Source organism: Paucimonas lemoignei, assembly GCF_004342585.1.
GTDB classification, from domain to species: domain Bacteria; phylum Pseudomonadota; class Gammaproteobacteria; order Burkholderiales; family Burkholderiaceae_D; genus Paucimonas; species Paucimonas lemoignei.
Window position 1 is genome coordinate 242,532 of sequence record NZ_SLZQ01000002.1, and the last position, 22,966, is coordinate 265,497.

Sequence of the window (22,966 nt, forward strand, 5' to 3'; positions counted from 1 at the left end):
CTCAGTGCCTCGTCACGTAGACCGGCGCCGGCTCCCAGCCAATCAACAGGCCAGTGAACGGCAAGCCGTAGGTTTTTTGGAAGTGCAGTACGAACTTTGCGGCAGAGTTGAAGCCATTGACTCGGGCCAGCATCTCGATCTCGCTTTGCTCCAGCAGCTTGGAGCCCAGCATCACGTGATGCACATCACCAGCGGATGGCTGGATCGTAACTTCCATCGTGTACTGGCACGGCTCCTGGCGCAGCAAGCGCGTTCCTTTGGTGCTCATGCCGGTGTACAGGTGCAGCGTATCGCCAGGAAGCGGATCGCGGCCGTCGCCACGCAAGGCGCGGATGGTGTTTGACACCAGGCCGTCCTCAACCAGGTGGGCCAGCTCCGGCCGGAAATTGATCAGGCAGGTTGCCATCATTCCTCCACCACACCTTTGAGCAGCGCGTCGACGACCTTGTCCACTTCGCTGTCGGCTGGCTTGATGACCACCTTGTCGCTGTCATCGGTGATTCGCACGCCCAGCTTTCTCAGTTTGTCGCCGGACAATTCAGCCAGCGCATCCTTGATCGGCTTTTCCGTGACCTTGATGAGCAGCTGCAGCGTGGCCGGATCGCTTTCAAACATCTTCTTCAGGCGCTCCAGCGTCGCGGCTTCATCAGCGATCTCGATCACGCCTGGCTGTTTCATGTAGCCGACTTTCACGCCATGCAGAATGCGGGTCTTCGGCTTGTCGAACAGAGCCCGGTTATGCGATACCAGGTCGTGCAGCTCGGTCTGGCGCTCGGCAGCGCGTTCCACAGCGCGACGGAGTGCGCCCAGCTTGCTGCGCTTGATCTGTTCGATTTCCCCATGCAAGGCATTGACTTGCTCGCTGAGGGCATTGCGCGCAATGGAATAGGCCAGAGCAGCGCGTTCGATTTCCTTCAAATTTTCCATGGTTTCCCCTTAGGTGTTGAGATGGAGCTGGCCGAGCAACTCGGGCAGCGTGGTTTTGCGCAAGCGCGCGGCGACTGCCAGCTGGTGCAAGCCATGGGTTTCCAGAAGCTTGCAAGTGGCGTCAACTTCTTCTGCAGTGTTGGCGATGTAGTAGCCGGTCTCAGGCCGGCCGCACACGGCCACGGCGTTCTCGCGCAGCTTCAGCACCAGGGCGCGGATCGTTCGGGCCCCACAGCCCATTTGCTTAGCCAGGGCATCACCGCTGATGGCATTAGCAAGGCCGATATGGTTGCGAGATAGGATGGCGAGTAGTCGGTCGTGTGCAGGCATAGACATCATTTCCCCCTGTTTTTGCTGGTTAATTGCTTGAGCGCTTCACGTGTCGCTTCTGGCATTGGTTGCTTGACGTACGCGGCCACTGACTGCGCCTCGCTTCGCACGGCGATGGTCTGGCCTTCCTGGAAGGTGCGCTGGGCGCGTTGCTCTTCGACTTTCCGCTCGGTTGCCGCTTCCGCACGGTCGGCGGCGCCGACCAGCATTTCGAGCAGATAGCCGTGACTCTTCAGTGGCAGCGTCAGGCGGTCTTTCTTGGCCACGATCTCGTCCAGCGCCCAGGCCCAGCTGTCACGCGGAACAGACCAGATACGGCCACCACGCTCGATACGCTGGGCGCGGATGCTCGGGCTGATTTCCTTTAGGATCTTGGCCACGCGGTCCATGGTCAGTTGGCGCTGCGCAGGGCGAAACAGGCTGAGGTATTGCACCAGGCGCTTGCCGAGTGCCATATCCAAGCCCATCGCCTCCACCAGCGCTTCGCGGGCGCCTTCGTGGGCGATCAATACGTCGAGGGTGAACTCGGCGCCGCAGGCTGGGCAGGTCAAACGCATTCCGGCTCCTTCTTGCTAGTCGCATGGGCGCTTGGAATGGATTTGAAATCCCATGAGCCTGGGCGATACGTAGCCGGGCCGATCCGTGCCAGGCGCAGCGGCCGGAACTTGGGAGCGGTACGGGGCGGCACGATCTCTAGCGGCCGCTCCTGCGGCTTCTCCGGCACCGCCTCCTGGGCGGGATCTGCGGCGGCTTGCGCTGCCGCGACGAGCGCCGGAGTCAGTGCGGGCCCCATCGAATAGAGGTTGACGTTGCTCAGGCCATTGGCGACGGTGCGCTCCTTCTTGATATAGCCAAGGGTCACCGCCTTTCTGACGGCGCTGCTCATCTCATAGATGGAGATGCCGAGCTGCGTGGCCAGGTCGGGGCCGAGGATTTGCTTCTTCTCGATGACGATGCTGATCGCCTTGCCGGAATAGCTGTTGTCGCGGATATCGGGAAATTTGCTAGCCATAGTGATATCTCTGGTTGTTGACTAGGTGCGGTCGCGGCGACCGGAAAAGCAGCCGGCGGATACGGCCGGCACTTCATCGTCCTGGGGCTTCACCACCAGCGAGTCGGCATGCGCCTTGACCACAATGGAAACATCGGCCTCGCTAGAAAGCGCAAAGACAAGGCCGGCAATGGCGATCGCCCACATGGCGCGGTAGGCAAACGTTTCCTCCGGCTCCAGCTTCTCCGGCATGCGACCGTAGCGGTGCAAGTACTCTAGGTCACGCTGGGCGCGAATGCGGGAGACCATCGCGCGCCATGCGGCACGGATACGCTGCAGGCGGCGGCGCAAGCGCCAGTAAGCCATCTCAAAATCGATTTGCGGGAGAGACATGATCTTTTCTCCTATCCTGGGCAGCGGTTAAGCCGCCTCCATAATCAGTTCGCTGTTGATCTTCGGTGCTGCAATCGTGGCCGCGTTGTTCATGGCGCGCGCGATCAGGTTGTTCACCACCAGGGGATAGCAGATCGATACCGCGTCGGATGGCTTGCTGCCGCGTACCGAGCGGGTCAGCTTCATGCGGATCGCATCGAACGCATCCTGGTCGAAGATTTCCTCAACCTTGACGCTGGCGCGCTGCAGCTTGTGCTTGACATAGCCCTCGACGTGGCGGTCCAGCGGGCCGAGCTCGACCACCTCGCAGCGCTGCACCACTTCGCGCACCTCGGGGTTGTGCGCCGACAGCCGGATCTTCAGTTCAGGCTGGCCGATCAGGATCACGCCCAGCAGGCGGGCGAAACCATCCTTCATCTCGCGGAAGCGCTTGAGATGCTTGAGCGTGGCGATCGGCAGGCTGTGCGCCTCCTCGATGATCAGCACGTGGGTGTTGCCGGACTTGTAGGAAGCCTTCAGCAGGTCGTGCAGCTGGCGGAAACGGGCCTCTGGCGTGCGCTTCGGGGTGGCGGAAGGGTCAAGGGTGCGGATGATGGCTTCGGCAACCTGGGACGATTTGAGCGTCTTGCCCTTGATGTCGTTATCCTCCATGGCCAGCACATACGGCTCGATGACGATGACCGGCGCGTTCTCGCGCTTGATGCGCTCGTGCATTTCCTCGCGCAGCGTGGTCTTGCCGCTGCCGGATTCACCGACCACGGCGCAGAAGCCGCCGTTCCTTGCCACATCCCACATGGCCTCGCGGCAGAAGCGGATGTCAGGTGACATGAAAACATCGTCCAGCGACGTGATGTCGTCGGCGAACGGGTTGCGGATCAAGCGGAAATGCTTGCGGGCGGCTGGTGTCAGGGTTTCGTTTTGCAGTAACATGGAGTCCTCCATTGCGTTTGAGTTGATGGGGTTTTGCAGTGACGCCGGGGTCGAGGTGGCAGCCTCCTCCCCGGTTTTTAATTCCGGCATGGCAGCGTCGACTACCTCTGCGTCGACACCCTGATCCAGAAAGAAGGCACGGATACGGCCGCGCAGCTGCTCGGGATTGCGCTTGGGCCACTGGCCCTTCGCAATTAAGAGCGAGATGGTTGCCGTGCTGACCTGGCAGGCTTTGGCAAGATCGGCCTGCGCCTGTCCGATTGTTTTCAGTAGTTTTTTCATCGGGTTTCCTCCTGGGTGTTACGAGACAGCGCGCAAGGTTGGGCGGGTGGTCATCCGCGCCTGCAGGGCGTCGAGTTCTGATTCGGGCACACCGTCCGGATACCACTGCTTGAGCAGGCGGTGTCTTTCCGGGCTCATCTCCAGACCACGGCGCACCAGCTCCATCGCCGCCTTGGTGTGGGTCATTGGCTTTTCTTCCAGGCGCGGCGAAGCGACATCCATGTCGGTGCCTTTGCGCGAGGTATAGGTCGCCACCGTTTCTTCCTTGAGGTAGGACACCGCATCGACATCTTCGAAGGGCCGGGCCTTGGCGCGGCGCTTCGCTTCGGCTTCCTCGATGGTGGAGACGCCGTAGGCTTCCTTGGTGGCTTCCTTGCGCCCGGTATCGGCCGGGGTCGCTGCTGTCGACTTGTATCCTTCGCCGATGATCACGGCTGCTTCGGTGTAGCCATACTCATTGACCTCCAGCGGCTGGCACTCGAAGAAGATTTCTGCGCCGTCCGCGCCTTTTTCGATCACGTTGATGGCTGGGACACTGTAAGGATTGATGCAGACGGTCAGCTTCTCTCCGACCATCACGTTGGGCACATGCGCGACCGAATACTGGCGCGAAGGCTGACCCTTGAGGGCATAGCTGATGCGCAGGTTGCCGTCCACCTTGCGGGTTTCAGGCTTGGTGGAAAGCAGCAGCTGGCAGATTTCGCGGGACGGCGCCACGCGCAGCTGCTCGGCGCGGATGGTTTGCCACAAGCCGTAACGGGTATGGCCGTGCCGGCTATGCTGTTTCGTGCCGTTGAACCATCGCGCCCAGGTGCCTGCCAGTTCGTTCAACTCGTCCAGGCTCTCGATCTGGCGACCGACGCCCAGGCGGCTCTCGAAGTGGCACTCGACCAGGTTCTGCGCACGCTCCACCGAACCGGAGGCACGTGGATTCCCTGGTGCATGTGTGAGGTGCCGCACATTCAAGCGATCCAGCAGATTGTTGAACAGGTGGCTGGTGTTGGCGCTGCCAGCGTCGTCCATCAGGATGAACGGCACGCCATGGATCGGCTCCTGGGCATGCTCTTTCTTTTGGATGCAATGGATGAAGAAATCAGCCAGGTTGAGGCCAGTTTCTGCACCTGCGTAATAGCGCACCTGCACCGCACCGGTCGTGTGGTCGGTGCATGTGTAGCGGATGACGCGGTCGTTCTTGATCTTCTCGAAGTTCTGCGGCTTATTCTTGTAGAACTCCTTGTCGCTCATCACCTGCAGGCCACGCTTCGGCAGGTAAAACAGCACGCACACCGAGGCGTCGATCTGCCAGACGTGATTCGGATGCAGACTGGCCATTTCGACGTGCGGCGCCGGACGGTTAAGCTGGTCCGGGTGCAATCCCCATTCGCGCAGCTTGCGGGTAACGGTCGTGGCAGACAGCTGCGACACTGCGCCAGTGCTCGGATCGATGTTTTCGGCGCGGATCTTCCCATTGGCGCGCAGATCGGCCAGCGCCTGCTCGACGCTGACGATCCGCTTGCCGTTGGCACGCGTGCCGGCCATGAGGTAGGCCGCGATGGTCTGACCTTCTTCCTGGGTAAGGCCGCTTTTGCCCTTGTCGGCGCGCGGCTTGCGCTCGGCCTCGAAGCCCAACTCACCGAGCTTGCGGAACACCGATGCTCTCGACAGTGAGAGGTCGGCAACCGCCCGCTCGATCAGCGCCGCGCGGTCACCGTGTTTAGCGGCTTTGAGCGCAGCGCCCAGGGCGCGCAGGTAGTCTTGGATGGCGAGTTCAGAACGCATGGTGGCGATTTCTTGGATTAGTCGTTGGAGCTGGAAGCTTGGAAGTCTTTCATCCAGGGCGGAGACACCAGAGCTTCCAGGTCGACGTTGATGCGGAATTCCTTCTGCAGGGCGATCAATGCCTGCATGACGGAAGTCAGCGCCTGAGCCTGCAGCACTTCCATTTCTTCAGGCACATCACCGTGGCCGGAGGTTGCTGCCTGCTCCTGGATGTCGACCAGGGCGCGGCGCAGTTCGCTTTGCGCGAGGTTGGCGATGGTTTCGCTGGAGTCGAGCAGCGCGCGCCGGGCCGGCGCCCATTCCCACTCGTCAGCCGGCGTGGCTGTTTTCTTGCGCTCCAGCTCGGTGGTGAGCTGGTCGATTTTCTTGTTCTTGGAGGCCAGCACCTTGTCGGTGGCCTCAGCCGTTTCCCTGGATTCGCGCAGCGCTGCCTTCAATTCACGCACCGACATGCGGTCGATCTCGTCCAGGTTGAGGTTGGCTACCGTGCCGCCCTCAGCCAATTCATTGAGGCTATCGTCATCGAGCGTCATCAGCTCGAACAGCTTGCTCTTGCCCAAAAGCGCAAACGTTTGCGCTTTTGAGGTCAGCGCCGGGTTGGTCAAATACTTCACCGCCGCCTGCATCATCAGTTGCGCGGTGCGGGCCGGAATGCCGAGACGCTCCTCGACGATCTGGATGAATTCGCCGTGCCCCTCGTTTTCCTTCAGGAGGACAAGCCGCTTGCCGGCTTCCAGCATGGCTTCAGCTGACTGCCCCATGTAGAAACGCGCCTCCTGAACGACGCGCTCCTGGTTATAGGGCAGGTCGTATCCCATCAGTTCAGCGACTTTCGCGGCATTGGCGGAGACTTCGACCAGCGCTGTCGCTCCCTGCTGCAGCGCTTCGTTGTCGACTTCGGTCTGCTCGACTGTGGTTTCGTTCTTTTTACGTGCCATTGATTTCTCCTGTTAGTTGTTGCGGGTGTAGCGGTTGCGGATTTCCGAGATCTTGCGTTCGGCGCGATCGATGGAAGCCATCACCTTGACGCCCAGGGCGCCGGCCTTGGCGCCAAGCAGCCAACGGCCGGTTTCCTCTTGCTGGAATGCCCAGCCAGCCGTTTTCAGGTTTTCCATGTCGCGGGTGATGTAAGAGGCAGGAACGCCGATTTCCTTGGCGATCTGCGTGGTAGTCAGGCCGGTGACCACATCCTCCCCGAGCAGCATCACGACCTTGAGCAGGCGCTGCTGCGCATCGTTGGTGTACTTGGCTTCACTCATGCGGCCTCCGGCAGCGCGCTTGGGCAAAGGACAGTCTTGCAGGAGACCACCACGAATTCGGCGCCAGCCCAGCGGCGGTGCGCTTGATCGTGAAGGTTCGCGGCGATGACTTCAGCTTCCAAATCGGTTTCGCACACGATGTTGCGGTAGCACGGTGCATCTTCATTGAGCGCCGCATCTTCAGGCGCCGGGTAAATGACCTGAACGTCACAGAGTTTCATGTGTTGATGTCTCCTAGATGGCATTGCGGATGGAATTGGTGATGACGCCTTCCTTGAGGCCGAGGCGGACGGCGATCTTGTGGCACTGGCCTCGCACACAAGGGCGGGCCGGCTGGGAATTCAAGACCTCGTAGACGAGCTTCGGGTCGAAATGATTGGCGATTGCCCAGGCACGGATGGAGACACCTTTCCTGGCGAACTCTTTTTTCACTTGTTCGCGCGTCTTGACGGGTGATATGCTTGCCATTCTGTGTATTAAGTTGTTTATTTGTGGATATATGCGGACATCATAATCCACTAAATGTGAAGTTGCAAGCAGGCACTCCATGAAAAATGAAAATAAATTTGAAGAAGTGATTTCCAGGGCGAAAATCGCTTTAAAAGTGAACGGCGACAAGGAGTTAGCGGCCTTGCTGGAAATGTCTGCGACTGCCTTTTCTAACCGGAAAAAGAAGGGATCGATCCCTTATGAGAAGTTGACCGAACTTTTGGCTTCACGAAATGTGGATTTTCGGTGGGTGTTCACGGGAAGTGTAGATTCGTCCACGCTGCGTGATGCCACCATGGCGGCGACTGATGTCGCGCTCCGTTATTCGACAGTGGGCCGAGGTCTGATGCAGGAAATGCAGGAAGCCGCGTTTGTGGAAAAGCTGACGGCCGACCAGCTGCTGGATCGCTTCCGCGATCGTCTGCCGGAGACCTTCTCTGTCGACACCGAAGTGGCCCAGGAAAACGCCGAGCATTACCGAATGAGCGACTACCAGCTGGTGCCGCGCACATCGGCGCGGCCATCTGCTGGGCACGGCATGATCGTGGAGAGCGATCAGATCGTCGACTACCTGGCATTCAAGCGTGAATGGCTTTCCCGCGTGCTGGGAATCACGCATGGCGATATCGCCCTGGTCCAGGTGCGTGGCAGCTCAATGGCGACGACTGTCTATGATGGCGACCTGGTGCTGGTCGACATGCGCCAGAATCGCCTGGATGCTTCGGCTATCTATGTGCTCAAGATCGGCGAGGCGCTACTGCTAAAGCGCGTATTGATCAACCTGGACGGCTCAGTCACAATCAAATCCGACAATGAGGAATACGGCAAAAATACGTATTCCGCTGAGCAGCTCAGGGAATTAAATTTACAAATTCTTGGCCGCGTTGTGTGGCCGCGTTTACGCTAAGGGAGGCAATATGAAAAACATCGCAATCGCTTTCATTCTGTGTGCATCACTTGCCGCCTGCAGCGGCTCACAATCCACAACGCAGGCAAAGGCCGAGGCCGCAGCGGCCGAACAGGTCAAGGAAACGCCGGCTTATAAGTTGGCAGTAGTAGAAGCAGGAGAGGCGCTTGATCCAGCAGACCCGCGTGTCGGCAAAACCGCATCGGTCCTGTTCGACGCGGCGCAGTTCTTCAATACATCGGAAAAGGAAATCTCCAACATCGCTTACTACCACGCCAAATCGCTGCGTGAAAAAGGCATTGCAGCCAGCGCAAATGATTTGATGCTGGCGGGGATGCAGGCATTTCCAAAAAAGGACTCGCCATTTGGCAAGCCCACCTTGGAATGGTTTAATTTTTTCGGATCGATGTATCAAGTCTCTGTCCTGCATCCACAGTCTTAATTTCACAGGCAATTAGTAAAGCGTTTTAATTACTCCCTCCTTCGCGCGCGCGTAATCTCGCGGCAGGACGTGCGCTAAGGAAACCCGCATTGTGCAGGTACGGCGCCGTCGCTGCGAGGCGCCAATTGAACGACCAACTGCACATTTCCGAAGCCGGCCTGGCTATCGAAAAGAAGTACGAGAAAGGCCCGCCGGCAATCTCCCCGAGAGGTTTCGCCACTCGCATGTATTTTTGCGACGCTGGCAAGCCGACCATTGGCTGGGGTCATGTCATCAAGTCGAAAACCGACCGTTTGATGACATGCACCATCAACGAAGCCGAAGCCGACCAGCTGCTTCGCCAAGACAATCTGGATTCCGAGAACGCGATCAAGCGGCTGGTAAAGGTCGAATTGAAGCAATGCGAATTCGACGCGCTTTGCTCACTCGTCCTCAACATTGGCGCGACCAACTTCGCCAACTCCACTCTCCTCAGAAAGCTGAATGCCAGCGACAGGCGTGGCGCAGCCGATGAATTCCCGCGCTGGAATAAGTACCGCGATCCGAAGTGCGGATGCCTGCGTGTAGCCAAGGGCTTGGAATTGCGGCGTGAAGATGAACGCGCGCTCTTCAAGGGGGTGAAGAATGTTTAATCGTTCTCGCGCGTGGCTCGGAGCAGCCATGTCTATTGCGATCATTGGTGCCGGCAACATGGTGCAGGATCTCAAGCGACTTATTTCTCCATTTCAGACAGGGCCAGCGCCTGTGGCCGCTGGTATCGGTCGCAATAGCTTGTCCGGCGTGCGTCATTCCCGCCGCACGGTTTCCATGGATAAGCGTGCGGCAATCAAGCGCCGCAATCAACTGCGCCACAAGCGCGCAGTTAAAGGCTAGGAGGTTGCCGCCATGATCAAGCAGCTGATCAACAGCGAAGGCAACGGCCACCTGTCGCACACCAAGCTTTGGTCGAATGTCGCGTATCTGGCCGCGACCATTGGCTTCATCTGGAAAGTCTACAAAGGCACCGATATGCCCGAGATTTGGTTTATCTACCTCGGCATCGTCGGCGCTTCGGCGGCTGCGCACAAACTGATCGCCATGAAATACAGCGGTGCGCAGGAAGGAGGCAAATGATGTTTACCTTCGCCGCCATAGGTAAAGCGCTGACCTCTTCTACAGCAAAAAATATCTACATTGCGATTGTCATTTCAGTCGTCGCATGGGGACTCGATCAGAACGGCTATAGCCGCGCACAGTCGAAATATGAACTACAGATCGCCACGGAGAATGAAAAGCGAGCTGAGACTGAGCGTATAGCAGAGCAAAAGCGCCAAGCGAAGCGCGATGCAGAGGCGCGCAATGTGCTCCAGCTATCCGGCGAACTGCTTGAAGCAAAAGAGCAAATCGATGCCTTGAAAAATAAATTGAATGAAAGGGCCAAAGATGTATCGACTCAATACCGCCCGCAGCCGGCTGCTGCGCTCGTTGCTATCCCTCAGTGGATTGTCACTAATGGCTGGGTGTGCGACTACGATCGCGCCATCGGCTACGGAGTGCCAGGCGCCGCCGGCGCCGATATCGGCGGAGTTGAAATTCAAGCCTGTGCGGCCGACCCCTTTGAGCGCTCAAGCATCGAAGCCGAGCAAATCCTCCGACACCACGAAGAGTACGGCGCCTACTGCCGCAAGCTCGAAGAGCAACTAGACAGGGTGCTTCGGCACGTCGATTTCATTGAAGGGAATGCAGCCAGATGAGACTCGCTTTTGAACTTGAAGTGTGGCACCTGTTTGGCATGGCAGTCACCCTCATCAGCGCGTTTTGGGCGCTGATAGCCCTGATCGTCAAACAGTTCAATGCCGGGCTTGCTTCGCGCTTTGAGACCCTCGAAAACGCACGTAGCGAAGAAAGCAGCCGGACCAATGAAAGATTCGATCGAATTGAGCAGTCACAAAAAAATCTCGACAGAGATTTGTTGATGCTCAAAGCGGAATTGCCAGATCGATACGTCAGACGTGAAGATGCTATCCGTTCCGAGATGACGCTGCACGCAAAGTTTGACGGCCTAGCCGCTCGAATTGATACGTTTTTAAGGGTAAAGAATAATGATTAAACCTGATATGGAAAAAGCCCGGCGCGAAACCAACCGCTGGCTTATTTTGCAATGCCTGAACTGCTCCCGCCCATTAGGCGCAGGCGAGGCGCTGCTGCTCTCCGCACTGGCGGATACTGTAGAGATCACGCAGAAGGAATTGCGCTGCGAACTGGATTATCTCCAGGAGCGGCAGCTAGTCGAACTCAAGGGCCAGGATAGCCCGCAATGGCATGCAAGGCTGACGCGCACCGGCATCGACCTGGTTGAATACACCATCCCCTGCGAGCCAGGGATCGCTCGTCCGCAGAAGTACTGGTGATTGCAATGGTGCAGCGTCTAAACAATATTCTTCGCGCTGTCATGCGCGCCAAGGCACGGCTCCATGACCGCTTGTTCGGTTTGGCTTGCGATCTGCTGCTGCCGATTTCCACCTACTGCAAGGTATGCAACATCCTGCGCGGCATTGCGCTCGGATTCCTGCTCGGCACCGGCTTCGCGTGCTTGGCGATCGCGCCGTTCATTCACCGTTGGTGGGGGTGCTGATGGCGCCGCGCTCTAAAGTCGCCGCCTTGCCGAAGGCAGTCAAGGAATGGCTGGACAATGCCCTGGTCGAAGGAAACTTCGCCGACTACGAGCTGCTGGCTGCAGGCCTGAAGGAAAAAGGCTACGACATCAGCAAATCCAGCCTGCACCGCTATGGTTCCAAGTTCGAGGCAAAGCTGGCCGCAGTGAAGATGGCCACCGAACAAGCCGAAGCGATCGCCAAGGCCGTTCCTGATGACGAGAATGCTCTCGGCGATGCACTGCTGCGCGTCATCCAGGAGAAGACATTCTCCATGCTGATGAACATGGAGGAAGACCCGAAGATTGGCTTTGCCAAGCTGGCCAGCATTGCGATCGAATCCGGCTTTTCATCCACCAACGTCAAGGAATTCCGCAGCAAGGTCAAAACCAAGGCGAAGGAAGCCGCTGCCGAAGTTGAGAAGATCGCCAAGAGCGGTGGTCTCACTGCCGAATCGATCGACGTGATCAAGAAGAGCATTCTCGGAATCGCGCAATGATCACCACTTTCATCACCGCTTGCGCAATGGGATTCGGCTTCGGGATCGGCACCGCGCTGTTCGCCTTGACTGCTCGCGTAGCGCGCGCAGCCTGGAAGCGTCTCGCCAAAATTGAATGGAATTGCGGCTATGACTGACGCCGTATTACTGCCCTATCAGCAGAAGTGGCTGGCCGACACATCGCCAGTGCGGGTCTGTGAAAAGTCGCGCCGCGTTGGTCTCTCCTGGGGCGAAGCGGCCGGATCTGCGCTCGAAGCCGCAGCCGAGCATGGCCAGGACACCTGGTACATCGGCTACAACAAAGACATGGCGCAGGAGTTCATCCGCGACTGCGCATTCTGGGCCAAGCACTACAACCTTGCCGCCTCCGAAATGGAGGAAGAGGTGATCAAGGATGAAGAACGCGACATTCTGACCTTCCGCATCAATTTTGCATCAGGCTTTCGCGTCACCGCACTCTCATCCAGTCCGTCCAACCTGCGCGGTAAGCAGGGCCGCGTGATCATTGATGAGGCAGCGTTCCATCCGAACCTGAAGGAGCTGCTCAAGGCCGCATTCGCGCTGCTAATCTGGGGCGGTTCAGTCTCGGTCATCTCGACGCATAACGGCGTCGACAATCCCTTCAATGAATTGATCGAAGATATCCGGGCCGGGAAGAAGCCTTACTCGCTACATCGTATCGAATTCGACGAGGCGGTGCGGCAAGGTTTATGCAGGCGCGTTTTCCTGGCCACGAAGCGTGAATGGTCGCCTGCTGCAGAAGCGGCATGGTGCGAAGAGATCCGCGCCATCTATCGCCCGAACGATGCCGAGGAATTGGATGTCACTCCATCGCAGTCTGGCGGTGCATATATGTCGCGCGCCCTCATTGAGTCGCGCATGGATGCATCGGCGCCAGTCATTCGCTTGACCTGCCCTGAAGGATTTGAACAGCGCTCCGATGCAGAGCGCCGCGCCTACGTCGATGGCTGGATCGAGCAAAACCTCGCGCCCTTGGTATCGGCTTTGCCTAAGAACCTGCGTTCCTTCTACGGCATGGACTTTGCCCGTAATGGCGACTTGTCTGTTGTGACGCCGCTACTGGAGGAGCAAAGCTTACGGTGCCGCGCGCCATTCATGATCGAGATGCGCAATGTGCCATTCAAGCAGCAAGAGCAAGTCGTGTTTTGGCTTGCCGATCGCCTGCCGCGTTTCTCTGGCGCTGCACACGACGCACGCGGGAATGGACAGTACCTCGCTGAGGTGGCAATGCAACGCTATGGCGCCGCCATGGTTCACCAGGTCATGCTGACGCGTGAGTTTTACCGCGAAAACATGCCCAAGATGAAGGCGGCATTTGAAGATGCTGAGATCCTGATTCCCAAGGATGCCGACGTGCTGGCCGATATGCGCGCGATCGTCGTGGACAAAGGCGTGCCGAAGGTGCCCGACAGCGGCCATACAACTGGCAACGATGGCGGCAAGCGTCACGGCGACGCGGCGATCTCAGTGCTGCTGGCTGACTTCGCAAGCCGTAATCCTGGTGCTGTGATCGAATTTGAATCAATCAATGACACCCGCATCGGCGGTGCATACAACGACTATGTGAGAGCACTATGAATAACGGATCGAATCTGCTGATCAATGAAAGCGTAGGTGCCGGTGGTGATGGACAGACGTCACCGGTGTTCAATGAAGTGTCAATCATTGCGCGCCAGCTTATCCTTGGCTCCTTCGATCGGCTTCTGCCTTCAGACGACACCATTCTCACGCGCGGCGGCGGCACCGCCATGGGTCTGAAGCTGTACGACGAACTGGAACGAGATCCCAAGGTATGGGAAACGCTGCAGAAGCGCAAACTCGCTCTCACGTCGCGCAATTGGAAAGCAGCACCACCGGAAGGCGATACTTCGCGCATCGCCAAAAAAGCTGCTGATATGGTGACTGCACAGCTGAGGAATCTGAGCTTTGACCAGCTGACCACAAACATGCTCGACGCCACTCTCAAGGGCATTTCATCGCACGAGATCATGTGGAAGCGCGACGGCCGCGAAATTGTAGCCGCCGAGGCGATCGATTTCGAACCATGGGTTCTTCAATTTAAATTGAATCCAGACGAAGACGAATATCGCTTTGCCCGTTGTGGCGTCCGTTTGCTGACACCACGGAACTCTGGTGATGGCGAGAAGGTGCCGCACCGGAAATTCGTTCTTCATCGCTTCGGTGCCAGGTACAACAATCCATGGGGTCTGGGCTTGGGAACGCGCCTGTTCTGGCCGGTATTTTTCAAGCGCCAAGGCATCCAGTTCTGGCTTTCTTTCGCAGAGCGATTTGGCACACCAGTCCCTGTTGGGAAGTATCCGAACAATGCAACGGTTGCTGAAAAGTCCACCCTCAAGGCAGCACTGCGCGCATTCCAGCAGGAAGCCGCAATCATGGTACCGCAAGGCATGGAGGTTACCCTGCTTGAAGCGGCACGATCTGGTATCGACACCTATGAGCGTCTATGCAAATACATGGACGATCAGATTGCTGGTGTCGTTCTCGGCAAGTCGGGCGGCATCGGCTCCGGCGGGCAACTGGCTGCAAACATCAATGTAGAAAACGAAGTTCGCCTGGAGTTGACAAAGGCCGATGGCGACCTCCTTTCCGATACGTTGATGAGCCAGCTGGTGCGCTGGATTGTCGACTACAACATGCCAGGCGCGCCGTATCCCACGGTGTATCGCATCATTGAAGAGCCTGCAGATCTCGACAAGCTGGCCAGCACTAAGAAGAAATTGTATGAAATGGGATTCCGGCCGACGCTTGAATCGATCCGGCAGGATTTCGGTGGCGACTACACGGAAGTAACGAAGCAGGCTGCGCCAGGCAATGGTGCCACTTCGGTCTCTACGGCTGAGTTCGCCGAGCCGGACACTCCTGCCGATCAAGCCGCGATCGATGCATTGATCGCATCATTGGCGGATAACCAGTTGCAGGCCTTGATGAGCAAGATCCTGGCGCCGGTGATGAAAGCAGTGCGCCAGTCAGGCAATCATCAGGCCGCGCTGGAAAAGCTGGTTGAAATCTTTCCTGATGTGTCTCTCGATGACCTGCAGGCATCCCTTGCCAATGCTTTGTTCTTGGCGGATACCGTTGGGCGTCTGGCCGTTCAACAGGAAGTAGAGGATTGATATGGCCAAGCCAGAAGTCACGCCGGCCGATATCCAGGCTGTCTTCGGCAAGCCGCCTGAAGAAGCGATCGCCTATTTCGAGCGCAAGGGCCTGAAGGTCTCATGGGACTGGCAGGAAGTATGGCGCCACGCGCATACTCAATCGTTCACGGTAGCCAAGGCCACACGCCTCGATGTCCTTTCTGATATCTACAACGCCCTGCAGGACGATCTGAAGAATGGAGGCACCTTCCCGGCATTCCTGGAAAAGCTGCAGCCGCTCTTGATGGCAAAAGGATGGTGGGGCAAGGTCGAGCAAACCAATCGTTATACCGGCGAGATTCGTAGCGTCACATATGGCACGCCGTGGCGGCTTGAAACCATTTACGAGACCAATATCCAGTCTGCCTATATGGCCGGCCGGTACCGTGAAATGATGGCCGGCACAACCTATTCGCCGTGGTGGGAATATTCGGCTGTCATGGATAGCCGTACCAGGCCGCAGCATGCATCTTTGAATGGCCTTGTGTTTCGATACGATGACCCATTCTGGCAGACCTGGTATCCACCTAATGGTTTTCGCTGCCGTTGCCGAGTCATTCCTCGCACCGATCGGCGCAAGGAGCGTGGCGAGTTTGTCGTGTCTTCCGGCGAAGGCCGCATGGAGACGGTCACGAGGAGCGTCAAAAAGCGCGACGGCTCTACCGCCAGTGTTCAGATCAATGGCTATAAAGACCCGATTTCCGGCAAGGTGCTCACGCCTGACATGGGCTGGGATTACAACCCCGGCGCCGCCAGCAATCGGCTGCAATCGCTTTATGATCAGAAGCTGAAAGACGCACCAGCTCCGCTTCAAGAGGTTAGCAGAAAGCATGATTAACATTCCTGTTATAGATCAAGAGGTGCAGACGGCATTGAAAAAGATGCTTGATCATTCTCAAGATGCCAAGCCGGCCATGGCGGCGATCTCTGGCGTCATGCTCGGTGCCATTGAGGACAATTTCCGTGCAGAAGGTCGGCCGCAAAAATGGCGTGCACTTCGTTCCTCGACGTTGGCCGCTCGCGCCGCTGCTGGAAAGGCCGGGAAGATTCTCCAGGCCACAGGCAAGCTTGCCGCATCGATGACGCCGTTCCATTCGAATACTGAGGCCGGTGTCGGCACGAATAGGCCGTATGCCGCTGCTATGCACTTCGGCTCGAAGCCGCATGAAATCAAACCAAAGAATAAGAAGGCGCTTGCGTTCGGTGGCAAAGTCTTCAGGCGGGTAAAGCATCCAGGAACGGTGGCACGTCCGTTCATGGTTCTGATGCCGAACGACCAGGAGGATATCCTGGACATCGCCGCGCGGCACCTTATGTCGGGAGTCTAAGCATGCGGATCGGTTTTCTGTTTCAACCAGGTGGAGTATGGATTGGCGCTCACTGGTCAAAGTACAACAGGCGACTTTGCGTCAATCTATTGCCGTGTTTTACGGTCTGGATCATGCTGCGAGGAGGGAATCCTCCGATGAGTACTAAATAGATACTTTTTTGGCCCGTTTTTTTGGGCCTTTTTTTGTTTTGCTCTATATAACTTCGTTACAATCAAATCCCAGTTGTTCCCGTTTTATTTTTATTCTTCCCGGATTTATCTTGTAGTTCCCATTGGATTTATCTCACTCCCCCTCACTTCGGTTACGAAGCCAGCTTTTTTTTATGCCCGCGGCTCGGATTTCCTGGCTACTTCCGAGATGGCGGAGAGAATATCGACGGGAACAGGAAAGACGATGGTCGAGGCCTTGTCGCCGGCAATATTCGAGAGCGTTTGCAGGTAGCGCAATTGCATGGCTCCCGACTGCCGCGCCAATACATTGGCGGCCTGCATCAGTTTTTCCGAAGCCTGCAACTCGCCTTCGGCATGAATCACCTTGGCGCGCCGTTCACGTTCCGCTTCCGCCTGTCGCGCGATGGCGCGGATCATCGATTCATCCAAATCGACATGCTTGATCTCGACGTTCGCCACCTTGATGCCCCAGGCATCGGTTTGCGCATCTAGCACTTGTTGGATATCGACATTCAAGCGCTCGCGCTCGGCCAGCATGTCGTCCAGTTCATGCTTGCCCAGCACGGCACGCAAGGTGGTTTGCGCCAGCTGGCTGGTCGCCTCGAAAAAATTGGCGACCTGGATGATGGCTTTTTCCGGGGCGACCACGCGGAAATAAATCACCGCGTTTACCTTGACCGAGACATTGTCGCGCGAGATGACATCCTGCGTCGGCACGTCCAGCACGATGGTGCGCAAATCCACCCGCACCATTTGCTGCAGCACCGGGATCAGCAATATCAGCCCGGGTCCCTTGACGGCCCAGAAACGGCCCAGCTGGAATATGACGGCGCGCTCGTACTCGCGCAGGATGCGCAATGACGAAAAAAGCAGGAACAGCACGAGAATGAGCAGGCCGCCGAAACCGAAATTCATAATCATCGCTATGCTCCTTTATCGTTGGACTCCAATGGCGCCACATCCAGCACCAGGCCATGGCGGCCGATAACGCGGACCTTTTCATGTTTTTGCAAGGGCTGGCGACTGGCCGCGCGCCAGGTTTCGCCGCGAAGCCGGACCCAGACGATGTCGCCGGCAATATCGATCACTTCGGCGACGCCATGCATGTCGTCGAGGCCCGTTACGCGCGCACGACGCCTGGTCTTGAGCGCAATCCCGGCGGTCGCCGCGATCAATAGCATGCTCACCAGCGCCAGCATGGCAACCAGCGCCGGCGGAATGCCGAAGCCCGGCAAGTCAGGATCGATCAGAATCAGCGCACCGACCACGAAAGCGGCAATGCCACCCAGGCCCAGTGCGCCAAAACTAGGCAGAAAGGCTTCCGCCACCATGAAAGCCAGCCCGAGCAGGATCAGCGCTAGGCCGGCGTAATTCACCGGCAAGAGCTGCAAGCCATAGAGGGCCAGCAAGAGGCAAATGGTTCCCAGCACGCCGGGAGCGACGGTGCCCGGGCTCATGAACTCGAACAGCAAGCCGTAAATGCCGATGGTCATTAACAGGATGGCGATGCTCGGGTCGGTAATCGCCGCCAAAAGCTGTATGCGCCAGTCCGCTGTGAATTCAGACAGCCCGGCATCGGCAGTGTGCAAGCGCATGACTTTCTCGGCCACGCGGACTTCTTTGCCATCGAGCTGGGACAGCAATTGCGGCACGTCGGCAGCCAGGTAATTGATGACGCCGAGCCGTAGGGCATCTTCCGCCGGCAAGCTCGCGCCCGTGCGGACAGCCTGCTCGGCCCAATCCGCATTCCTGCCGCTTAGCTGAGCCAGGCTGCGCAGATAGGCGGCCGCATCATTCACCTGCTTGTGCCGCATGGCAGAAGCGGAGTCATCCGTGCGGCTGGATTCGCCATCCTGCTGCTTATTCTTTTTGCCGGGTTCTGAGCCCGCGGGCTTTTCGGGTTCGCTCAATGGTCCCTGCAAGGCGACAGGCGTTGCTGCTCCAACATTCGTACCCGGCGCCATCGCGGCGATGTGGCAGGCATAAAGGATATAGGTGCCGGCGCTGGCTGCGCGCGCGCCGCTAGGCGCCACATAACAGGCAACAGGGATGGACGAGGTCAGGATAGTCTGGATGATGTTGCGCATTGAAGAGTCCAGCCCGCCCGGCGTATCGATCCGCAACAGAACCAATTGACTGCCATCCTTGGCGGCGCGCTCGATTCCGCGCCGGACATAATCGGCCGCTGCCGGCCCAATGGCGCTGTTGATCGTGACCACCGTGACCGGACGTGACGCCATAGCCGGCAATGGCAGCAACACGAACGCAAGGACGATGAATTTTTTCGCCATCCAGATCAGTCTCATCATGGTGTCCGGTATCCATGCCGTATGACATCTTTAGCTTTGGCATAAATGCTAAGCGGTCATGCTTGGACTGAATTGTGCGCTGAAAATTGCCGATGACGCAGGGTAAAAGAACCTGGAAACTGAATATGCGACAAGTTGCAGGAGCCACTCAATGCCGCAGGCACTTGCTGTTATGCATGCGTGTAACGAGCGGATCGCTTAATAATTCCAAACATGCAACTAAACCGGGACGCCTTTGTCTTAAGTCAAATTAAGAGAAATCAAGCCAAGTTACTCTCCCACACCTATTTACCGGGGACCTTCAATTTTTTTATATGCGGAATCTAACCGGCCCCCTGCCAACCCGCTTCAGCGATCTATTGCACAAAGCCCGTTTCCTGAAAGGTCACTTATTGTGGCTTTCATTATGGCTTGGCATCACTCTGTTTATTGCCGTGTTGGGATGGGCATTTTTACTGTCTGAGTTACGCCATGCTCGCGAACATGCCGAGACAAATGCCTTACGCGAGACATTGAATCTTGCACGCAATTATGCCGGGCACTTGACCCGTAATTTCGATACCGTCGATCAGACGCTCTTGCATGTCCGGTATGAATGGGAGTTGACAGATGGGGCGCTTTCCCTGGAGTCGATCAACAAAAAGAAACTGTTCCATGCCGGTTCGATTTTTCAGGTCGGTATCCTGGATCGCAACGGCGTCGTCACCACCAGCACCTTGCCGGAATCCATCCATTCCAACTTGGGCGACCGCAAATTCTTTCTGGCGCAAAAGTTCGGAATCATCGATTTCCTCTATCTTGGCACGCCCATCTATAACACTTATCTGAAACGGGAAAGCATGCACTTTTCCCGTAGCCTCAGCCAGCCCGATGGCAGCTTCGCCGGTGTGATTGTGGTGTACGTCGCCCCGGAGTATTTCACGACGACTTATAGCGAAAGCAGCTTGGGGAAGAATGGCTTGCTGGCGCTGCTCGGTGATGACGATATCATGCGCGCCTCGCGCATCGGCGATAGCATCGGCCAGATCGGCTCGCATGCCTTTACCCAGACTCCCAAGTTTTCCATGCTGTGGGGAAGCGAACTCATGGATGGGAAAGCCTGGTTCGCCGACGGACGCTCCCGCTATATCGGCTGGCAGCAACTCGAGGGTTATCCCATGGTCGCACTCGCCGGCCTCGATCAACAGGAAGCCCTGGCCGGCTATTACGCCAACCGTGAAACCACCCTCCGCAATGCCGCGCTGGCTACGCTGGCGCTGCTGGCATTTGCTGTCGTTGCCTCGCTGCTGTCGATCCGCCTGGCCTGGCGCAAGCATCAGCTTGAACAAACCCAGGCAACGTACCGCATGGCGACGGAAGAAGGCCAGGAAGGTTTTTACATCGCCCGTCCGGTTTACAACAAAGAACACCGCATAGTCGATTTCATCGCGCTGGATTGCAACTCGTATGGCGCGAGGCTGTTGCAGTTGCGACGGGAGACGGTCCTCGGCAAGCATTTCTCCGCGCTTTTGCCTGAGCATGACAGAGAGGAATTCATGTCGCGCATGCTGCAGGCCATGGATGCGAATTACTATGAAGGCGAAATGGAGTCAGTGGGCGAATGGTCGGCAGGCGTGCAGTGGCTGCATCTGAAAATGGTGCGTTCGAATGATGAACTGGCCATCACGATGCGCGACATCAGCGACACCAAGGCGCACGTTAACGAACTGGAGCGGCGCGGCAATGAAGATGCCCTGACCGGTTTGCCCAACCGTCACTGGATGCAAAATTTCCTTCCGCAAGCCATCGTGCGCGCGCAAACCGAGCGCATGAAACTGGCCCTGCTGTTCATCGACCTCGACGGTTTCAAGGCCATCAACGATACGCTCGGCCATCCCATCGGGGATGAATTGCTGCGTTATGCGGCCGAGCGCCTGAAGGTGGCGGTGCGGCCGCACGATTACGTGGTGCGCCTGGGCGGCGACGAATTTGTCGTGATTGTCGAACAGCTTGCCGAAAAGAGCGATGCCGCGCATGTGGCCGACCGCGTGGTGATGGCATTCAAGGAAAAATTCCGGCTTTCAGAAGGAACCCATTCCATCGGCACCTCCATCGGCATCAGTGTCTATCCGGACGATGGCACCGATGCCCATTCACTGTTGCAGAATGCGGATATCGCCATGTATGCGGTCAAGGCGGCGGGCAAAGGACATTACCGCTTTTATGAAACCAAGCTCTATGAAGCCTTGCGCAGCAGGGTCGACCGCGAGCACGAGCTGCGGCACGCCATTGAACACGATGAACTGGTGGTGCATTACCAGCCCCGCATTGATATTTCCACCGGACTGGTATCCAGCATGGAAGCCCTGGTGCGCTGGCAGCACCCGGAACGCGGGCGCATCGAGCCGCATGACTTCATCAGTCTTGCCGAAGAAACCGGTTTGATTCTGGGCATCGGCGAACTGGTAATGGACAAGGTGTGCGCGCAGCTGGCCGACTGGGCGCGCCAGGAACACAAGATCATTCCCGTATCGGTGAATGTCTCGCTGCGACAGCTAAGCCATGGCAATTTCATCAAGATGGTAACGACTTGTCTTAAGCGTCACAGGATACCTGCGCAATGGCTGGAAATCGAAATTACCGAATCCACGATGATGGGCGATTCCCAGGACGTTTCCGAAGTATTAAGCGTGTTGCAAAAAATGGGTATCAAATTCCTGATCGACGACTTTGGTACAGGTTATTCTTCGCTGTCCCAATTACAGAAGCTCGATTTCGACGTCCTGAAAGTGGATCGCGCATTCACTTCGGAAGTGGACAAGACCGAAGAGGGCAGGGTGTTCTTTACCGCAATTATCACTATGGCCCATGCGCTGGGCATGCGCGTGGTAGCTGAAGGTGTAGAAAACGAACGGCAGATTTCTATTCTTAAACGCCTGCATTGCGATGAAGTGCAGGGGTACTATGTAGCCAAACCCTTGCCACCGGCCTTGAAGCAATCCGAATTCCCCCTCGAGTCCATCCCTGAAATTGCCTGAACGACAAAAAAATAGCCCGCACACATAGAACGTGGCGGGCAAAGCTCAACACTGGAGAAGCGTTGGAAGAGACAAACGGAATATAGTTGAACGCTTACTTTCCCACATCCCATATTTATGGGATATTTTGTTGGTAAAGAATGGTATATTCCCATTTACGCCCATAAGTGGTTTCTAGTAAGCAATAAAAATGCGGTTGTGTTGTATATTTTGCACAGAAATTTACCGTGCACCTGTTGTTATTAACACAATTATCACGGCTCCCATGCTGCAGTTGCGTTGCAACGAGGCAACATAATGAATGCAAGTGCAGACAGTTTTCAGCCAATTCGCGTCCTGATCGTCGAGGACGACGCCGTCACCCGTACGGCCTTGAGCTTATCCATCCAGGCAGAACCGACCCTGATGCTGGCCGGGGCATTCGACTCCATGCAACCGGCACTGGAATGGATGCACACCGGTGCAATGGATGTCTTGTTGACCGATCTCGGCTTGCCTGACGGTTCGGGAGTTGATGTCATTCGCGCCTGCCGTCGCTTGCACCCCCACTGCGACATCATGGTATTAACCATGTCTGCAAACGAAGCGGATGTGGTGGCGTGCATCGAAGCCGGCGCTTGCGGCTACCTGCTCAAGGATGGCCCGAAGAACGATATCGCCCGCTCGGTGTTAAGCATGCGTGAAGGCGGCTCGCCCATGAGTCCGCTGATTGCCCGCATGGTCCTGGAGCGCATCCGCGCTCCCAAGCCTTCGCCGGCACCGCATGAAAAAAAGTCGCGCGCGGTGGTGCAACTGACGAAGCGCGAAATCGCCATTCTCGACCTGATCGCGCGCGGCGAAACCTACGGAAACATCGCGACCATGCTGTCCGTTTCGGTCGGTACCGTGCAAACCCACATCAAGAGTATTTACAGCAAGCTGTCGGTGCATTCGCGCGGCGAAGCCGTGTTCGAAGCGCAGCGGCGCGGCCTGTTGAAACGCAACGCCGAATCGACGTAAAGCGATCAATAAAGCGCGATGCGGCGGCCATCCTCGCCGCCGCGTGACTTCCACAACGCAACCCATAGCGAAATGCTGGACTTGTGACGTCTTTCCAGTTACA

General features: G+C 57.2%; 31 protein-coding genes. 17 read left to right on the top strand and 14 right to left on the bottom strand.

Annotation, left to right across the window (positions count from 1 at the left end; all coding sequences use genetic code 11):
* Position 1 precedes the first annotated feature (1 nt).
* Genes EDC30_RS04345 through EDC30_RS04400 form a run of 12 tightly spaced genes read right to left on the bottom strand, consistent with a single transcriptional unit; the run spans position 2 to position 7,359 of the window.
* The gene (locus EDC30_RS04345) at positions 2-409 is read right to left on the bottom strand and encodes an ASCH domain-containing protein (protein WP_165973723.1); all 408 of its coding nucleotides are present in this window, start codon (positions 407-409) and stop codon (positions 2-4) included.
* Positions 406-927 (bottom strand): host-nuclease inhibitor Gam family protein, encoded by a 522-nt coding sequence (locus tag EDC30_RS04350; RefSeq protein ID WP_132257565.1) that lies wholly within the window; start codon positions 925-927, stop codon positions 406-408. The genes EDC30_RS04345 and EDC30_RS04350 overlap by 4 nt, the downstream gene beginning before the upstream one ends.
* A gap of 9 nt (positions 928-936) precedes the next feature.
* Positions 937-1,263: a helix-turn-helix domain-containing protein gene (locus EDC30_RS04355; RefSeq protein ID WP_132257566.1), complete on the bottom strand. Its 327-nt coding sequence runs from the start codon at positions 1,261-1,263 to the stop codon at positions 937-939.
* Positions 1,263-1,814 (bottom strand): hypothetical protein, encoded by a 552-nt coding sequence (locus EDC30_RS04360; protein ID WP_132257567.1) that lies wholly within the window; start codon positions 1,812-1,814, stop codon positions 1,263-1,265. The genes EDC30_RS04355 and EDC30_RS04360 overlap by 1 nt, the downstream gene beginning before the upstream one ends.
* Complete coding sequence (locus EDC30_RS04365; RefSeq protein WP_132257568.1) at positions 1,805-2,269, bottom strand: hypothetical protein; 465 nt, start codon at positions 2,267-2,269, stop codon at positions 1,805-1,807. Before EDC30_RS04365 ends, EDC30_RS04360 begins: the two co-directional genes overlap by 10 nt.
* A 21-nt stretch (positions 2,270-2,290) precedes the next feature.
* Positions 2,291-2,641, bottom strand: coding sequence for a hypothetical protein (locus EDC30_RS04370; RefSeq protein WP_132257569.1), 351 nt, complete (start codon positions 2,639-2,641; stop codon positions 2,291-2,293).
* A 27-nt stretch (positions 2,642-2,668) separates the two neighbouring features.
* Positions 2,669-3,853, bottom strand: coding sequence for an ExeA family protein (locus EDC30_RS04375; protein ID WP_132257570.1), 1,185 nt, complete (start codon positions 3,851-3,853; stop codon positions 2,669-2,671).
* Positions 3,854-3,871: 18 nt separating this feature from the next.
* Positions 3,872-5,632: a DDE-type integrase/transposase/recombinase gene (locus EDC30_RS04380; RefSeq protein ID WP_132257571.1), complete on the bottom strand. Its 1,761-nt coding sequence runs from the start codon at positions 5,630-5,632 to the stop codon at positions 3,872-3,874.
* 17 nt (positions 5,633-5,649) lie between these two features.
* The gene (locus tag EDC30_RS04385; RefSeq protein ID WP_132257572.1) at positions 5,650-6,570 is read right to left on the bottom strand and encodes a DUF3102 domain-containing protein; all 921 of its coding nucleotides are present in this window, start codon (positions 6,568-6,570) and stop codon (positions 5,650-5,652) included.
* A 12-nt stretch (positions 6,571-6,582) separates the two neighbouring features.
* Complete coding sequence (locus tag EDC30_RS04390) at positions 6,583-6,891, bottom strand: IclR family transcriptional regulator (RefSeq protein ID WP_132257573.1); 309 nt, start codon at positions 6,889-6,891, stop codon at positions 6,583-6,585.
* Positions 6,888-7,112: a hypothetical protein gene (locus tag EDC30_RS04395; protein ID WP_132257574.1), complete on the bottom strand. Its 225-nt coding sequence runs from the start codon at positions 7,110-7,112 to the stop codon at positions 6,888-6,890. Before EDC30_RS04395 ends, EDC30_RS04390 begins: the two co-directional genes overlap by 4 nt.
* Positions 7,113-7,125: 13 nt before the next feature.
* Complete coding sequence (locus tag EDC30_RS04400) at positions 7,126-7,359, bottom strand: DNA-binding protein (protein WP_132257575.1); 234 nt, start codon at positions 7,357-7,359, stop codon at positions 7,126-7,128.
* A 79-nt stretch (positions 7,360-7,438) separates the two neighbouring features.
* On the opposite strand from EDC30_RS04400, the gene EDC30_RS04405 reads away from it, so the two are divergent.
* The 15 genes from EDC30_RS04405 to EDC30_RS04470 all read left to right on the top strand — a co-directional run bounded on the left by EDC30_RS04405 (position 7,439) and on the right by EDC30_RS04470 (position 16,365).
* On the top strand, positions 7,439-8,287 hold the full coding sequence (locus EDC30_RS04405) for a LexA family transcriptional regulator (RefSeq protein ID WP_132257576.1): 849 nt from the start codon (positions 7,439-7,441) through the stop codon (positions 8,285-8,287).
* Between the two features lie 10 nt (positions 8,288-8,297).
* Positions 8,298-8,729, top strand: a complete 432-nt coding sequence (locus tag EDC30_RS04410; RefSeq protein ID WP_132257577.1) for a hypothetical protein — start codon at positions 8,298-8,300, stop codon at positions 8,727-8,729.
* A gap of 125 nt (positions 8,730-8,854) precedes the next feature.
* On the top strand, positions 8,855-9,361 hold the full coding sequence (locus tag EDC30_RS04415; RefSeq protein ID WP_132257578.1) for a lysozyme: 507 nt from the start codon (positions 8,855-8,857) through the stop codon (positions 9,359-9,361).
* A 28-nt stretch (positions 9,362-9,389) separates the two neighbouring features.
* Positions 9,390-9,602 carry a hypothetical protein gene (locus tag EDC30_RS04420; protein WP_132257579.1) on the top strand — a complete coding sequence of 71 codons (213 nt, stop codon included), beginning with the start codon at positions 9,390-9,392 and terminating at the stop codon, positions 9,600-9,602.
* 12 nt (positions 9,603-9,614) lie between these two features.
* Positions 9,615-9,842: a hypothetical protein gene (locus EDC30_RS04425; RefSeq protein WP_132257580.1), complete on the top strand. Its 228-nt coding sequence runs from the start codon at positions 9,615-9,617 to the stop codon at positions 9,840-9,842.
* A complete protein-coding gene (locus EDC30_RS04430; RefSeq protein ID WP_165973724.1) occupies positions 9,839-10,462 on the top strand; it encodes a hypothetical protein in 624 nt (207 codons plus the stop codon). The genes EDC30_RS04425 and EDC30_RS04430 overlap by 4 nt, the downstream gene beginning before the upstream one ends.
* Positions 10,459-10,818 carry a hypothetical protein gene (locus EDC30_RS04435; protein ID WP_132257582.1) on the top strand — a complete coding sequence of 120 codons (360 nt, stop codon included), beginning with the start codon at positions 10,459-10,461 and terminating at the stop codon, positions 10,816-10,818. The genes EDC30_RS04430 and EDC30_RS04435 overlap by 4 nt, the downstream gene beginning before the upstream one ends.
* Entirely contained in the window at positions 10,811-11,119 is a 309-nt protein-coding gene (locus EDC30_RS04440; protein ID WP_132257583.1) for a hypothetical protein, read from the top strand. Before EDC30_RS04435 ends, EDC30_RS04440 begins: the two co-directional genes overlap by 8 nt.
* Before the next feature lie 5 nt (positions 11,120-11,124).
* Positions 11,125-11,343 (top strand): hypothetical protein, encoded by a 219-nt coding sequence (locus EDC30_RS04445; protein WP_132257584.1) that lies wholly within the window; start codon positions 11,125-11,127, stop codon positions 11,341-11,343.
* Positions 11,343-11,861, top strand: coding sequence for a DUF3486 family protein (locus EDC30_RS04450; RefSeq protein WP_132257585.1), 519 nt, complete (start codon positions 11,343-11,345; stop codon positions 11,859-11,861). The genes EDC30_RS04445 and EDC30_RS04450 overlap by 1 nt, the downstream gene beginning before the upstream one ends.
* Positions 11,858-11,998, top strand: a complete 141-nt coding sequence (locus EDC30_RS19420; protein WP_165973725.1) for a hypothetical protein — start codon at positions 11,858-11,860, stop codon at positions 11,996-11,998. Before EDC30_RS04450 ends, EDC30_RS19420 begins: the two co-directional genes overlap by 4 nt.
* On the top strand, positions 11,991-13,460 hold the full coding sequence (locus EDC30_RS04455) for a terminase large subunit domain-containing protein (RefSeq protein ID WP_132257586.1): 1,470 nt from the start codon (positions 11,991-11,993) through the stop codon (positions 13,458-13,460). The genes EDC30_RS19420 and EDC30_RS04455 overlap by 8 nt, the downstream gene beginning before the upstream one ends.
* The gene (locus tag EDC30_RS04460; protein WP_132257587.1) at positions 13,457-15,016 is read left to right on the top strand and encodes a DUF935 domain-containing protein; all 1,560 of its coding nucleotides are present in this window, start codon (positions 13,457-13,459) and stop codon (positions 15,014-15,016) included. The genes EDC30_RS04455 and EDC30_RS04460 overlap by 4 nt, the downstream gene beginning before the upstream one ends.
* Position 15,017: 1 nt before the next feature.
* Entirely contained in the window at positions 15,018-15,875 is an 858-nt protein-coding gene (locus EDC30_RS04465) for a phage head morphogenesis protein (RefSeq protein WP_132257588.1), read from the top strand.
* Complete coding sequence (locus EDC30_RS04470; protein ID WP_132257589.1) at positions 15,868-16,365, top strand: phage virion morphogenesis protein; 498 nt, start codon at positions 15,868-15,870, stop codon at positions 16,363-16,365. Before EDC30_RS04465 ends, EDC30_RS04470 begins: the two co-directional genes overlap by 8 nt.
* Before the next feature lie 323 nt (positions 16,366-16,688).
* Here the strand turns inward: EDC30_RS04470 and EDC30_RS04475 are convergent, their stop codons facing one another.
* A complete protein-coding gene (locus EDC30_RS04475) occupies positions 16,689-17,459 on the bottom strand; it encodes a slipin family protein (protein WP_132257590.1) in 771 nt (256 codons plus the stop codon).
* Between the two features lie 2 nt (positions 17,460-17,461).
* Positions 17,462-18,847, bottom strand: coding sequence for an NfeD family protein (locus EDC30_RS04480; protein WP_132257591.1), 1,386 nt, complete (start codon positions 18,845-18,847; stop codon positions 17,462-17,464).
* A gap of 542 nt (positions 18,848-19,389) precedes the next feature.
* Between EDC30_RS04480 and EDC30_RS04485 the strand changes: the two genes are divergently transcribed.
* Together EDC30_RS04485 and EDC30_RS04490 are read left to right on the top strand one after the other, a co-directional pair.
* The gene (locus tag EDC30_RS04485) at positions 19,390-21,864 is read left to right on the top strand and encodes a bifunctional diguanylate cyclase/phosphodiesterase (RefSeq protein ID WP_165973726.1); all 2,475 of its coding nucleotides are present in this window, start codon (positions 19,390-19,392) and stop codon (positions 21,862-21,864) included.
* A gap of 297 nt (positions 21,865-22,161) precedes the next feature.
* The gene (locus EDC30_RS04490) at positions 22,162-22,863 is read left to right on the top strand and encodes a response regulator (RefSeq protein WP_132257593.1); all 702 of its coding nucleotides are present in this window, start codon (positions 22,162-22,164) and stop codon (positions 22,861-22,863) included.
* Positions 22,864-22,966 lie beyond the last annotated feature (103 nt).